Genomic DNA, 14,793 nt, shown 5'->3' on the forward strand with positions numbered 1-14,793 from the left:
AAAATTATTGATTAGGTACCTAACTGATTCCACCAGAAAATATTTCAGATTTATTGTCACCTGTAAGGCTATACAATGAAACGTCCCTTTTTAAGAAAGTGGCAGAAGGCGATGAAGCGGCCTTCCGGGTGCTCTTTGACCAATACTGGGATACCGTATACGGCGTAGCGATGGCCCTGACCAAATCTTCTACCATGGCGGATGAGATGGCGCAGGATGTTTTTGTTAAGTTGTGGCTGAAAAGAGAAAAGCTGGCAGCTGTAGAAAATTTTGAAGGGTACCTGTTTATGGTGGCCCGTAACCACATCTTTAATGCCTTCCGCCGAAAAATAAAGACAACGACATTTACGGATCACCTGTTGGCCGAGGCGGCGGATACCATGCCCGCTACAGATACACCAGATAAGCATCTGCTGTGCAATGAACTGGAGAAGCAGGTGGCACTGGCAGTAGAACATCTTTCCCAACAACAACGTACTATTTATTCGCTCAGTCGCCATCATGGACTGAGCCAGGAAGAAATTGCCAGCACCCTTCATATCTCCCGGCATACCGTGAAAAGCCATATGAATAAGGCATTACATGTTATTCGCGACTATCTCCGTCACTACTGCTTCCTGGAAATATTACTCCTTTGTGTTTTTGTACCCGCTACATTTTTCACCTGCTGAAAAAAAATTAACTTTTTTTTCATTTCCACTCATACCTCTCCTTTTTTCGGGTGTCTTTATAATAACGTTCACCTTTTTGTTTTAAAATGGATAGTCAACATTTAAAAGAACTGCTGCAGCAATATCTGCATAATCGTCTTTCAGCGGAGGCGCTGCGGGGATTAATAGATCAGCTGCGTAAGCGGGATACGGATGAAGCGCTGCTATCGGTCATTGAAGAAGCATTGAGGAGCGGGGAATTTGCCAGTAGCACCCGTAAGGATCAGCAAGATGATGTCTTCCGGGATATCCTCCGGAAAGCGAACGTTGCTGCCGGAGAGGAGCCATTGTTGCAGCCTCAGAAAAGGCGTAGTGCCAGATGGAAAGTGGCGGCGGCGGCCATGGTGCTGGTAATGGCCGGGTCGGGCGCGTACCTGGTGAAGCAGCATGCAGGCACAAAAAATACGCATCCGGCGCGGTTGGCAAAAGCAGAAGTACTACCAGGCACCAATAAAGCGATGCTGACACTCGGAGATGGCCGTCGTATTGAATTGGATAGTGCCGCCAGCGGTACCCTCAGTCAACAGGGCGCTGCGGCTGTAACGAAGCTAAAAAACGGACAATTGGCTTACCAGTTGTTGAATGGCGTCTCCGGAGAAGTCACTTATAATACCGTGTCTACGCCGCGGGGAGGCCAGTACCAGATTGTATTGCCGGATGGCACCAAAGTATGGCTGAATGCCGCGTCTTCACTGCATTTTCCTACCGCGTTTACCGGAAAGGAACGGGTGGTGGAGGTAACAGGAGAAGCCTATTTTGAAGTAGCACAACAGGTAAGCCAGCCTTTCAAAGTAAAAGTGCAGGGCCTGGAAGTAAAAGTACTGGGAACTCATTTTAACGTAAACGCCTATACGGACGAAGCCACCATTAATACCACGTTGCTGGAAGGAAAAGTAATGGTATCACACCAGGGAAAAAATGTGGTGATCAATCCTGGTCAACAGGCCCGGGTAAAAGAAGATATCAGGGTAATACCCCATGCCGATATAGAAGCCCTGATGGCCTGGAAAGAAGGCAGGTTTTCCTATAATAATATGGAGTTGCAGGCAATCATGCGCCAGATCAGCCGCTGGTATGATGTAGAGGTAACTTTTGCAGATAAAATTACAGATACCTATAGTATGGAAATGTCAAGGAATGTGCCGCTATCCAAATTATTGCAATTCATGGAACTCAGCGGGGGCGTTCATTTTGTGATCAATGAAAGAAAAATCATCGTAAAAAAATAAAACCAGGATCTTTTTCCATCAAGAAATTGATGCAACAAAAAACCGGGCAGTGTTTGCGGCACTTCCCGGCGGATTGTTGGATCGATACAGTTATACAATCATTTCGGGACTGCTAATTGTTTACATCCAAACACTGACAAAAGTATGCAAAATGTTCTTTGTAATTCCACTTTTTTGAAAGGCTGTTATGTCATACAGCAACGAACACAAACGGGATTATGGGCCAAAATCAGATTGACAATGAAGCTGACAACGTTTCTGTTACTGGCATTCCTGATGCAGGCGGCTGCCGCCACGAATGCACAAACAATCACCCTGTCGCTGAAGAACGCTTCTCTCAGCACAGTATTCAAAGAAATCACCCGGCAGAATGGTTATAACTTCGTTTATAACAATACCCTGCTGGAACAAACAGCAAAGGTAAATATCGAAGTAAGCCATGCTAACGTGGAAGAAGTGCTGAAACTGGCTTTCAAAAACCAGCCGGTGACGTATGAAATTATTGACAAAACCATTATTGTCCGTAAGCCATCGCAGACACCCGCTGGCGATAATGACGCGAGTTTGGCCGCTGCCACCATTATCCATGGCAGGGTAACCGGTGAAGATGGTACCCCACTGGTAGGAGTAACCGTTCAGCTGAAAGGTACCAGCACCGGTGTGGTGACCAAAGAAAACGGAGAATTCCAGATCAGTGTACCGGATAATACATCCGGTATATTGGTGTTCTCTTTTATTGGTATGGAGAAACAGGAAGTGACCATCGGAAAAAGTACACGCGTAACCGTTGTACTGAAACATTCCGTGGCGCAACAGCAGGAAGTGATAGTAGTGGGCTATGGCACACAGAAGAAAGCTACACTGACCGGCTCCGTGGCCACCATCAAAGGAGAGGAAATTACCAGGGTGCCTTCTGGTAACGTATCTAATGCTTTCGCTGGTCACGTGCCCGGCATAATCGCCAACAACCGCTCTGGCCGCCCCGGCGATGACGCTTCCAGCTTATCTGTAAGAGGAACCAACTCCTTCAGCGGAGGTACGGCGCCGTTAATTATTGTGGATGGTATTCCCGATCGTAACATTGATCGCCTGAACCCTAACGATATAGAAAGTGTTACCGTACTGAAAGACGCGTCTGCCGCGATTTATGGCGTGCGCTCTGCCAATGGCGCCATCCTCATCACCACCAAAAGAGGAAAGTCCGGAAGGCCTGCTATTTCTTACGAAGGTACTTACGACATACAACAACTCACCAGGATGGAACATCGTGTGAACTCCTGGCAATATATGACCTACTACAATGAACTGAGTGGTTACCAGGGTACTTCACTGCCTTATACACAGGCAGACATCGATAAGTATAAAGCGGGTAATGATCCCAACTATACCAGCACCGACTGGCAGAAAGCCGTGTTCCGCAAAAACGCGCCACAAACCAGCCACAGTCTTTCTGTCAGAGGAGGAGGTGAAGCCGTGAAATTCTTTGTTTCCGGCCAATACCTGGACCAACAAAGTAACTGGCGCAATAGCGACGAACGTTTCAGAAACTATAACATCCGCTCCAATATAGATGCTTCTGTTACTAAAAACCTGAAACTGACATTTGACATCGCCGCCAGGAAAGAAGACCGTACGTATCCAGCCGTCGGATTGGGCTCCATCCTGCATGAAACCGTAAGCATGTATCCATTTATCCCGGTACACTGGACCAATGGGCTACCTTCTGCCGGTATATCCAACGGGCGTAATCCTTACCTGATGACTTCCTCTGAACCAGGTTATGACAAGGTAACCGACCTCTTTGTACAACCTAAAATAGGATTCGATCTGCAACTGCCATCTATCCTGAAAGGCTTGTCTATGAGCGGTTACGCGGCATTCGACTATCGTCAGAGAAGCGAAAAGAATTTTACCAAACCATGGGATGCTTATACCTATAGCCTGACGACCAATACCTATAACAATATGAAAAGCAGTACGGCTATTCTCAGCCTGTTCCAGGACGAAAGATCCTATAATGAGAATACCTACTTCTATAAAATTGCATTCGACAGAACCTTTGGTAAACACAGCATCAATGCATTTGCCGGATACGAACAAACGACGTCCACTTATAGAATGACTTATGCTTACCGGAAAAACCTGGTGAGTGATAAGCTGGATCAGCTCTTTGCCGGTAGCGCTGCTGACCAGATTGCCAATGGCAGTGCGAGCCAGGATGGCCGCGAAAGTTACCTCGGAAGAATCGCTTATAGCTATGCAGACAAATACCTCGCAGAAGTAGTAGGACGTTATAATGGTTCATTTAATTTCCCCAGTAACAGACGTTGGGGTATGTTCCCTTCCGTATCATTAGGCTGGCGGATTTCTGAAGAATCATTCTTTAAAGAGCATGTTTCTTTTGTCGATAACCTGAAACTGCGCGCTTCCTGGGGTATTATGGGTAGTGATGCGGTAGACAAGTATATGTACCTGGCAAGATACTCTCTGGTGAGTAATATGCCATCGTCTTACTGGAGCCCCGCCCAGGAATATTATACCTACTTCGGGGGTGACTACTCAGAATCTACCGCCTTATTCCTGGCCTCTATCCCTAATGTCAACATCACCTGGGAAAAGCAGGATACCAAGAACTTTGGGGTGGATGCCACGTTTTTTAACAACAGGCTGAGTGTAACAGCAGATTACTTTCATAACCTGCGTAAAGATATCCTGGCGCCCCGCAGCGCTTCCATTCCACTGTACACCGGGTTAACATTACCGGCTGAAAATATCGGCAAAACAGTGAACAGAGGGTTCGACTTTATCGTGAACTACAATGGTAACGTTCGGGATGTTAAATTCAATGTTGGCTTTAATTTTACCTATGCTAAAAACAAGGTATTGTTTAGCGATGAAGCAGCTAACATCCCTACCTATCAGCGTACCACCGGCATGCCTATCAACTCCTGGAAAGTGTATGAAACAAAAGGTATTTATCACACGGATGATGAAATAAAGAACTCTCCGCACATGGCCGGGACTAAACCAGGTGACCTGTGGCTGGTAGATAAAAATGGTGATAATGTCATTACTGCCGACGACCAGATAAGAATTCCGGAATCCGCCACTCCAAAAATTGTTTTCGGTATCACCATGGGTGCTGAATACAAAGGACTGGCACTGGACCTGGTATGGGCTGGGCAAACCGAAGCGAAACAAATGATCCTGCCGCAAATGCAGGGATCTGTAGTGGCGCCTCCACAGTGGTTATATGATGGTCGCTGGACACCGGATAATACCAACTCCGCATATCCAAGGGCATTTAACTCAAAAGATCCACGTAACTCCGTATACGCCGACTTCTGGTTGGTAGACGCTTCTTTTATCCGCCTCAAATCTGCGCAGTTGTCTTATATCATTCCCAAAAATTTATATGGCCGTATCGGTATACAGAATATCCGGGTGTTTGTGAGTGGGTTCAACCTTTTCTCCATCGACAAAATGAAGAAGTTTAACAGGGACCCTGAAACCGATAATATCACCGGTATCAACTATCCACAAACAAGGATTTATCGTGCAGGTATCAACATCGGCTTGTAATCCATTTTATCACATTTATGGACATTTAAATTTATCGTTGTGAAAAGAATATACTTGAAAATAGGTACTGCATTAATGGCCACCATGTTATTCATGAGTTGTCAGAAGAACGTGTTGGATAAAGTACCACTGGATTCATTTTCTGATCAGTTAGTTTGGAAAGATATGAAGCTGGCAGAGGCCTTTGCTGATTTCCAATATAGCATATTGCCCAATCCCGGCCATTACTGGGATAAGCTGAGCAACCGTACCTGGGCGCTCTCCTCTGCCTGTGATGAATCATTTAATAAGTTTGATGATTATAATGCGTCTATCATGAACTCCGGTTCCCTGACGCCCGATAACCTCAACAACTTTGATATCTGGGACGAAACCTATAAAAGGATACAGGATTGTAACCTCTTCCTGTCTAAAATAGACGGTGTACCCGGTGATGATGCTACACGTGCCCGTTTGAAAGCAGAAATTACTTACCTGCGCGCCTATGGTTATTTTAAGCTGGTCAGCGACTATGGCGGCGTGCCTTTGGTAAAACAACCATTTGATCTCAACAGTAAGTTTGACGTACCACGTAGTACATTTGATGAGTGCGTGGCCTTTATTGTGACGGAATGTGACGCTGCCGCCGCTGTATTACCCGTGAACTATGGCTCCGGTTCCGCCAACCTTGGTCGTGCCACCAAGGCTGCTGCCATGGCATTGAAATCAAGAGTATTGTTGTACGCCGCCAGTCCGCAATGGAATGCCACAGATAATGCAGATAAGTGGACAAAGGCATCCGATGCAGCTAAAGCCATCATCGACTTGCCCCAATACCAACTGTTTACCGGCGGTTATGAGAATCTTTTTACCGTTTGGAACTCCGAAATACTGATGGCCCGTATGGGAAACAAAAAATACCAGGGAAGTTCTTTCCAGGGCGTGGAAATGTTCCTGGCCCCATGTGGCTTCCATGGATGGTCATCCTTTGCGCCCAGCCAGAACCTGGTAGACGCTTTTGGTACGGCCGACGGAAAAGATATCACTGATCCAACTTCCGGCTACAATCCACAAAAACCTTACGACAACAGGGATCCGCGCTTTTACAGCGATATTATTTTTGATGGTAGGGCGTATGGAAGACCGGATTTCTTCAAAGACCGTTATGCGGCTGGTCATAGCAATGTGGCAGAAATGTATGAAGGCGGACTCGACTCCCAACAGGGATGGGATACCTGGAATGCCAGTCTGACCAGGTACAGCTTCAGGAAATACCAGGATACTACTTTCAATTTTAACGTAGAAACACAAACGAATAAATTTTGGATTATCTCCCGCCTGGGCGAAATTTATTTAAATTATGCTGAAGCGCAGTATCACCTCGGCAACAGCGATGTGGCCCGTCATTACCTGGATCTGTTGAGGCAACGCGCCGGTATTGGCGGTACCCTGCCTGGCAGCTTAACCGGTACGGCCCTGCTGGCGAAAATACAGAACGAACGCCAGGTAGAATTGTGCCTGGAAGGCCACCGCTACTATGATGTACGCCGCTGGAAAATTGCAGACGTCACAGAAAATAAACCATTGGGCGGCGTGAAAATTGTGAAGAATGCCGATGGCTCCAAAACCTATACCTACATTAAGGTACAGGATAGAGTCTTTAAGCCGCAGCATTACCTGTTGCCGATTCCAAGGGAAGAAATCAGGAGAACCAACATGCCACAAAATCCCGGATACAATTAATCTTCATTAAAAACCGGTCCCCATACAATGCAAAAATGGATCTTAGTACTACTACTGGTGACAGGTGCCTGCAAAAAAAGCAGCACCTCCACCACCGGTGGCGACAAGCCGGATGATAAAATAAAAGTAGCAGTAGCTGCTCCTGAATCCGGCTATATTTATCTCGATGGCGCCTATACGGGCACAATGGCCCCTGGTAATATTACAGTTGCTGCCGGGAAGCACGTAGTAGGCGTAGCGTTACAGAATTCCTGGCAATACCTTCGCAAAGAAGTAAACGTAACAACCGGCGTTTCGCTGAATCTTACTTCCAGTGATAAACCCACTCCTAAAGTCTGGAAAGCACTTTGGATAGGGTTAAATGAAACAAAAGGAACCAGTGCAACCGGAGATTGCAGCACGCACTTTACCACCACAGAACTGGATCAGGGATATGACTTTTTCAAATGGAGTCTGCAACAACATTTTGAAAAGTATGCCTATAATACGATCCATTGGGAGGTGGTACGAAAAGATATCACTACACCGGTGATGCTTACCCGTGGCGTTAATAACCAGTATACAGTGGAGCCATCCACTATTGCAGACCTGATGCAGGAGATTCAACCAGGTGCTTACGATTGCGTATTTGTATTCTGGCGGGAAAGCGAGGGGGCCTGTAGCTTTAAAAGCAATTATTTCGGCCTCGCCTGGACCAATCCGCTGAAAGAGCCTATCAAAACGGGCTACGTAACAGTGAAGTTTGATGCAGGAGCCAGTCTTGCCGATCGGATCAACTACTACAAAAATAACGACCCCGGGGTGTGGGTACATGAATGGCTGCATACCGTGGGAGAAAACTTTTACCAGGATAAAGGTCTGCAACTACCCCGTAAATCAGGCGATGGCCTGGTAGTGCATGCCGCAGAGATGTACAACTACATTTTTCCGTGGATGAACTGGTACCTCGACTTTATGGCTGCCAGGGTAGTGAATACGGCTGCCGGCCCCAAATACCAGGGGATCGGACCGGAAGCCTTCCTGGGTTGTACGGTGAGGGAAAAGGCAGCGAATAGTTGCCAGGACTGATCACATACCGCTAACATTATAATGCTCGTTACAAAAACGATGTCGACGGAACATCATAAAAAAACAGGATGAAAATACGCTTGCTGACACTGTTGATAACGGCTGCCGGTTATATGTCAACACAAGCCCAGACACCGGCTACTTTTGCCTCTTCAGATACCGCCATGCAACGGGCCTACGAATGGGCCGGGCACATGGTGCAACATTACCAGGGAAGCCCCACCGATCCGGTGGGGCCCTGGTATGAAGCAGCCCTGCCTTCCCGGGAAGCGTTTTGTATGCGCGACGTGGCACACCAAACTATTGGCGCCGCGATATACGGACTGCATAAAGAAAACCGGAATATGATCGGCGCTTTTGCAAAACACATCTCAAAAAGCAAGGATTGGTGTTCCTACTGGGAAATCAACAGGTATGCAAAGCCTGCTCCGGAAGATTACCGGAATGACACCGCCTTTTGGTACAACTTGAATGCGAACTTCGACATACTGTCCGCCTGCTGGAGGTTATATCAATGGACAGGAGACACCGCGTACATCAGCAACCCGGCGCTGACCAATTTCTTTGACAGAACCGTGAATGAATACATTCGTCAGTGGACGCTGCAGCCGGATTCCCTGTTGACCAGACCTACACATCCCAATGCACCGGCATCTTTCAACAGTAATGATAATTTTTATACCTGCAGAGGCTTGCCTTCGTATGTAGAAAATGTAGGCGCCCTGAAGATGGGGATTGACCTCATTGCCACCATTTACCGGGGATTGTTATCCTATGCGGCGATGTCAGATCTCCGGGGCAATAAGGCAAAAGCAGCGCAGTTGAGAAAAGCAGCAGCCCAATACCAGCAGCAAATGGAAACATGGTGGAATGAGCCTGCCACACGGTACTATACCTGGTGCAATGGAAAAGGTGAATTTGGCGTAGGAGAGGGAGAGGTATTCCTCTTGTGGTTTGATGCGTTGAACAACCCGGGCCGGCGTCGCAAAACCATTGAGCATATTATAACTACTCCGTGGAACGTGGAAACCACCTCCTATCTGCCCGCTATCCTGTATAAGGAAGGATATTGGGATAAAGCCGGCGAATATATTTTGCACCTAACGGATGCGGCTACACCCAGGAGAGAATACCCTGAGGTGTCTTTTGGCGTAGTGGAAGGTATTGTAAGGGGTTTAATGGGCATCACACCGGATGCAGCAGCCCGGCGTATTACCACGCTTTACAGGGGCAAAAAGGGCAGTTCTGCTGCGTTAAATAACCTGCAGGTGTTAAATACGGTGATCGCAGTGAATCACCAGGAAAAACAAACTACTTTCCGGCAACAGGGTAATAAAGCTGTGTTATGGAGAGCGGCATTTGCCGGGAACTATCAGAAAATAACAATAGATAATGCTCCCAGAAGCGCCATGCATGAGGTGGATCATAACGGAAATATGATTTCCTATGTGGAGGTAATGGTGAAAGGAAATAAAAGCTGCCATGCACGCGTAGCAGAGTAGTGACGACTTTGTCTATCCTATCCCAATTTTTATGAACACAAAGAGGGTATTTTTATGCTTGTGCCAAAGCATAGGAATGCCCTCTTTACTTATTTTTGTGTGCATGATTCTTACTTTACAGTTGTCGCCCGCCGCTACCGAATATTTTAACCAGTTACGCCGTACCTGGTACCCGGCTTATGCGAATGTAGTAGAGGCGCATCTGACCTTATTTCATCGCCTGCCGGCAGATGTATACCGCGGTGCTAATCCCTTTGAGGCAATTCCTGTCCCGGGTGTTTTTAGGTTGGAAGTGACAGGATTGCAGCGCTATCCTCACGGCATAGCCTATACGTTATTTTCGGCTCCTTTACAAGCCTTGCACCAGTCGTTACAACAACAATGGGCTTCCCGGCTGGTCTGGCGGGATCAGCAGCCTTTACAGCCGCATATTACCATCATGAATAAAGTGACGGACTGGAAGGCGCAGCAGGTATATGAAAAATTGCGGGCAGACTTTCAGCCGCCGGAAGTACAGGCTATCGGACTGCAGTGGTGGCGTTTCGACAAAGGACCGTGGACGCTGGTAGATACGTTTTCATTTGGCAATAAATAGTTGAATTTATCTAGTCACTTAAATTATCGTGACCTCGTGTTGGGATTATGTACTTTTGCCCCCAATTTTTTGTTTAATCCTTTATCTATGAAGAGAATATTACTTCTTTCTCTTGCTGCACTGTGGCTATTTGCATGTAAGAAAGACAACAAAACAGGTGACTCACCGACACCAGACCCCAAAGACCCGAACACACTTACCGCTGTGTTAAAGGTACAAGATAGTAAAGCGGTAGATGGTGTTATGCCAGCCGGCACCGGAGCTGCGGGTGCACCAGTATTAAGCATGATAGCTGAGGATCAGATTATCCCTGCTGTGGGCGGACATTTTGCTGTTGTTAAACCCAACCTGACCCGCGGTACAGCCAAAGGTTATTATGTGAAAGTAGTGGGAGCTAAAAGTTATTTTAAAGTAACCTTTCCGCCCAAAGCAGGGGCTCGCAAGGCAAATGTGAGCACTCCCCGTTTTTTACGTGAAGGGGTGGATTCCGTTATTATTATCAGCTTGCCGCAGGATATAAAATTAGATACCATTTACCTGGAATATGCGGCATTTGACTCCGCGAACGTAGCAAGTAATGTAATGAAAGCAGCTATTCCCGTATTGCCGGCTGGTGGAGGAAACGATGGCGCAGCATTGGTAGGTACCTGGTCTCTTAAAAGTACTAAGGGAGTGAATTCGCAAAGCCCATGGTTTCCCAGGGTTCGTGAAGATACTTTGTGGGTCAAAACAAGCTGTAAAGATAACAAGCTAGTGATGGAGGACGCGGCATTTAACGGGACAGATGTAATTTTAATTAGGTCCAATCACATTTTACTAGATGAAACATTCAACAGTGATGGTACGTTTACATCTGTAGAAAAGGAAATTGATACCAGGCTGGATATCAATAATTCTACCTGTGATAATCTGAAGTATACTACCCATAATATTACTTTTGATTTCGCGGGGGCCTGGTCTTACAATAGCATTAGTAAAAAAATCACCGTTGTAGGGGCCTATGCAGAAAGGGAGGGGACTGAGGGATACCAGGTTTATGTAACAACTGTACGGGAACTTACTTCCACCAGGAAAGTGGTAATAGTCCCATTTTTGCCATCAATTGAGCTTTTAGAGGAGTGGGTTAAAAAATAAACAGCTCTTAATAACAGGAAAGCCTTCCCATTACCGGGAAGGCTTTCCTGTTTCAGGTATTTCATCTATTTTCTGGTGGCATGTTTCACCTGCACCGTTACCTCATAAGTACCTTCCTGGTAGATATGAAACTGGAACCGTGGATTGACGTTATACACCGGATCGGCAGTGGGGGCATAGCCCGGATCTACCTTTACAAACGCACTTGGTATGCGGTAGTAAATCAGGTAGCCATAACCACTTTGCAGCAGTGGAAATGGTGTGGTTTCGAAATTACAGATCATCGAAGTATCCGTGAGCGTTAGCGGATGAAACTGCGCGTAGGTCTGGAAATCGCTGCGGTCACCTCTCCTGATAATTTCCCCTTTGGCGGGATTGAACGACTTTCCATTCTGATCCACAATTTTCAGGATGATATTAGTGCCTTCATCAGATACTTTTTTGATGGTGACGATGGGGGCACCCAGGTCGCCGCTGGTGGTGGTGCCATCTTTGAACCAGGCGCAGCCCCCGTCGCCTATGTCATAGGGGTCTTTATCTACCATGGTGAACGTGGCAATGTTTTTATACACTTTGGTGCCATGTTCATTGCTCGCCTGTATATCAAATTCGTAAGTGCCAACGGGTATCTTTACAGACGTGCCATAGAACGTAAAGGCGCCGGTATGTTCATTGAATTCCCAGGAAGGCTTGTTTACTTTTTGCCGCTTTTTATTCAGCAATTCCACCGTCGTATCTTTCTGTGGATCAAACAAGCCAATCCATTCATACCGCTCAAATTTGGCATACACGGTATCTGCATGCTGATGTTTTTCTGCGTCCCGGATATCCAGCAGTTTGTATACTACTGGTGCGCTGGAACCGTCATTACTTACGGGAGAAGTTTGCTGAACCTGTCCACGGTTGATGCGGATCGGGTTATCTACATAGCGTACCTGGTCGCTGAGAAAGCCGTTTTCTACTTTTTCACAACCATAGGCAAAAGCTGTTGCCAGCAGTATTGCGCCAAAGATTTTTATATTTCTTTTCATGATCATTGCGTTAGGATAAAAACTCAGTTAAACACATCCGCGAAATAGGTGAACGTGTGCCGATTATTCAATACATGTAATACCCCTGTGGTGGTAAGGATGCCGGTAGTTTGGCAAACCGTCTGCAGGTATTGATCCGGTGTCAGGTTCGGTAAGCCTGAATCATCGGTAGGTACAGGCCGGCCTGGTTTAGGAATCAGTTTCGTGAGATACAGGTACACGGGGTATTGGGTGAATACGCCGCCGTTGGTATAATCGCTGGAAGAGATGCCTTGTACCAGTCGCAGTTCCCCATCGTTCGACTTATACAGCTTACCTGTTTTGGTGGCTTTGTCGAGTGTGATTTTATCTTTGAACATATAGGCGCGAAGGGAATCTTTCAACGTTTTAAAATCCAATGAATCGAAGGTATATTTCAGATTGGGTTGCTCCAGGGATACCCGCAGCTGTTCCTGCTTTACGCTGATATAGTTATCTAATGCGTAATTAGTGAAGGCAAAGAAAGTGCCGCTGGCGTTTACTTCGTCTTTCAAACCGGTTTTATCAATCAGCAACATCACGGTATCAAAGAGGGGATTGTTTTTCAGGTAATCGTAGGTGGTCATGTTTACATGCGGATCGTGTACACTGCCGCCAATGGTATACTCTTTTTTACAAGAGAACAGGGCGATGCAAACCAGTGCGATGAAGGCCGGAAATAATTTATGTTTCATACAATGCTTTTTGATAGGTTAAAGTTTTCCTCTCCAGTAAGGTGTTTGTACCAGGGTGTAGTCATCTTTGAACATGGCGGGATCTATGGGCCATAACCAGCCGCCGGTGGGCGCTCCGTCCTGGAATTGCGTGCCGGGGAAATGTTCATTGTACTCCGGTAGCTTTTTGGTACGTACCAGGTCGTAGTAGGCATGTCCTTCGAAATACAGTTCCCGCAGGCGTTCTTCCAGGATAGTGGTGCCAAGTTCTGTGCCGGTACCGGTGGTATCAGACAAGCCGGCTCTTTCGCGTATTTTATTCACCAGGGTGAGGGCATCGCCATCCTGGTGGAGCTTATTCAGCATTTCTGATCTCAGCAGAATGATGTCTGCGAGCCGGAAAATGATCAGGTTATTACTCAGGCGGGGATCTTTTTTCGTAGAGCCATCTGCGTAAGTAATGTTGGCAAATTTTATGATTTGTCCCTGGTTGCTTTGTGCATTATAGAAGAAGGTCCGGTAGCGGATATCTTTGGCACTGTCTGCGTATAAATATTTCACCATATTGGTATTCACGGGCCATTCAATGTAGTTTTTGCCATCAATGAAAGGCATACTGAGTGTAACGCCCATGCCGCTGTTGTTTTGCAGGGAAAGGCCTTCCGACTGTGCATCGTTGATGTTAATTTCAAAGATGCCCTCCTGTGATTTTCCAATAAATACTTTGGCGTAGTTGCTGGGATCTGCCAGTAAATAACCTCCGCTGGTAATCACGGTATTGGCAGCATCGGCGGCGCCGGCATAGTCGCCCTTCCAGGCCAGGATATGCGCTTGTAAAGCAAATGCGCTGCCTTTGTTGGCCCTTACGGCACGATCTGTTTCATTGCCTTCGTATCCAAAGTCCAGGTTGGGTTTGGCCAGCTCCAGGTCTGCCAGGCATTGTTTCCACACATCTGCTGCCGGGCTTCTCGGAATATTCTTCGCGGTAGATACGTCTAAGTCTGGTTCCAGTTTGAGTGGTACATCTCCCCATATTCTACTCATATAGAAATAGGTGAAAGCACGCAGGAAATAGGCTTCACCGATCACATGGCGCTTGGTATCAGGGGAGGCAAATTTGCTGTCGGGAATACCGGGTACTTTATTGATGATGAGGTTTACCTGCTGTAGCAGCTGGTAGTATTGCTGCCAGTTCCAGTTATTGCTGCCCACATTGAGGCCGGTGAATTCCCCGTTGGAGATGTTGTAATTACCATTATCTCTTCCGCCATCGATGCTTAATTCCCCGGATACCACATCGCCGTATTTGTGCCAGGAGTTGTCCCGGATCAGGATATTGCGCAGGATGGAGTAAGCACCGGAGAGCGAGGTTTTAGCATCGGACTCACTGCTGAAATAGGCATTGGTAAAGGTGGAGTTATGCGGCTCCAGGTCCAGTATTTTGGAACAGGAAGCTACCAGTGTGGCAGTTGAAAGCACTGCAGCGGCGTATGCAATATATAAGCGTTGTTTTTTCATGATGTAATTT

At 46.7% G+C, this 14,793-nt stretch carries 11 protein-coding genes; 8 read left to right on the plus strand and 3 right to left on the minus strand.

Annotated elements, in window-relative coordinates:
• Nucleotides 1–53: 53 nt before the first annotated feature.
• The 8 genes from AC5ZC7_RS10535 (at nt 54) to AC5ZC7_RS10570 (ending at nt 11,542) form a co-directional block, all read left to right on the plus strand.
• Complete coding sequence (locus AC5ZC7_RS10535; RefSeq protein WP_496159343.1) at nt 54–671, plus strand: RNA polymerase sigma-70 factor; 618 nt, start codon at nt 54–56, stop codon at nt 669–671.
• Between the two features lie 86 nt (nt 672–757).
• Nucleotides 758–1,939, plus strand: a complete 1,182-nt coding sequence (locus AC5ZC7_RS10540) for a FecR domain-containing protein (protein WP_496159342.1) — start codon at nt 758–760, stop codon at nt 1,937–1,939.
• A 240-nt stretch (nt 1,940–2,179) separates the two neighbouring features.
• Nucleotides 2,180–5,521 carry a SusC/RagA family TonB-linked outer membrane protein gene (locus AC5ZC7_RS10545; protein WP_496159341.1) on the plus strand — a complete coding sequence of 1,114 codons (3,342 nt, stop codon included), beginning with the start codon at nt 2,180–2,182 and terminating at the stop codon, nt 5,519–5,521.
• Between the two features lie 39 nt (nt 5,522–5,560).
• Nucleotides 5,561–7,243: a RagB/SusD family nutrient uptake outer membrane protein gene (locus AC5ZC7_RS10550; protein ID WP_496159340.1), complete on the plus strand. Its 1,683-nt coding sequence runs from the start codon at nt 5,561–5,563 to the stop codon at nt 7,241–7,243.
• 27 nt (nt 7,244–7,270) lie between these two features.
• Nucleotides 7,271–8,311 (plus strand): hypothetical protein, encoded by a 1,041-nt coding sequence (locus AC5ZC7_RS10555; protein WP_496159339.1) that lies wholly within the window; start codon nt 7,271–7,273, stop codon nt 8,309–8,311.
• Nucleotides 8,312–8,379: 68 nt separating this feature from the next.
• Nucleotides 8,380–9,813 carry a glucosidase family protein gene (locus AC5ZC7_RS10560; protein ID WP_496159338.1) on the plus strand — a complete coding sequence of 478 codons (1,434 nt, stop codon included), beginning with the start codon at nt 8,380–8,382 and terminating at the stop codon, nt 9,811–9,813.
• Nucleotides 9,814–9,916: 103 nt separating this feature from the next.
• Complete coding sequence (locus tag AC5ZC7_RS10565) at nt 9,917–10,408, plus strand: 2'-5' RNA ligase family protein (protein ID WP_496159337.1); 492 nt, start codon at nt 9,917–9,919, stop codon at nt 10,406–10,408.
• Nucleotides 10,409–10,495: 87 nt separating this feature from the next.
• Nucleotides 10,496–11,542: a hypothetical protein gene (locus tag AC5ZC7_RS10570; protein ID WP_496159335.1), complete on the plus strand. Its 1,047-nt coding sequence runs from the start codon at nt 10,496–10,498 to the stop codon at nt 11,540–11,542.
• Nucleotides 11,543–11,607: 65 nt separating this feature from the next.
• On the opposite strand, the gene AC5ZC7_RS10575 is transcribed toward AC5ZC7_RS10570, so the two are convergent.
• Genes AC5ZC7_RS10575 through AC5ZC7_RS10585 form a run of 3 tightly spaced genes read right to left on the minus strand, consistent with a single transcriptional unit; the run spans nt 11,608 to nt 14,783 of the window.
• Nucleotides 11,608–12,573, minus strand: a complete 966-nt coding sequence (locus tag AC5ZC7_RS10575; protein WP_496159334.1) for a DUF5007 domain-containing protein — start codon at nt 12,571–12,573, stop codon at nt 11,608–11,610.
• 23 nt (nt 12,574–12,596) lie between these two features.
• Nucleotides 12,597–13,286, minus strand: coding sequence for a hypothetical protein (locus AC5ZC7_RS10580; protein WP_496159332.1), 690 nt, complete (start codon nt 13,284–13,286; stop codon nt 12,597–12,599).
• Between the two features lie 18 nt (nt 13,287–13,304).
• Nucleotides 13,305–14,783 (minus strand): RagB/SusD family nutrient uptake outer membrane protein, encoded by a 1,479-nt coding sequence (locus AC5ZC7_RS10585; RefSeq protein ID WP_496159330.1) that lies wholly within the window; start codon nt 14,781–14,783, stop codon nt 13,305–13,307.
• Nucleotides 14,784–14,793: the final 10 nt, after the last annotated feature.

The organism is Chitinophaga sp. 9-1-y (genome assembly GCF_059511905.2).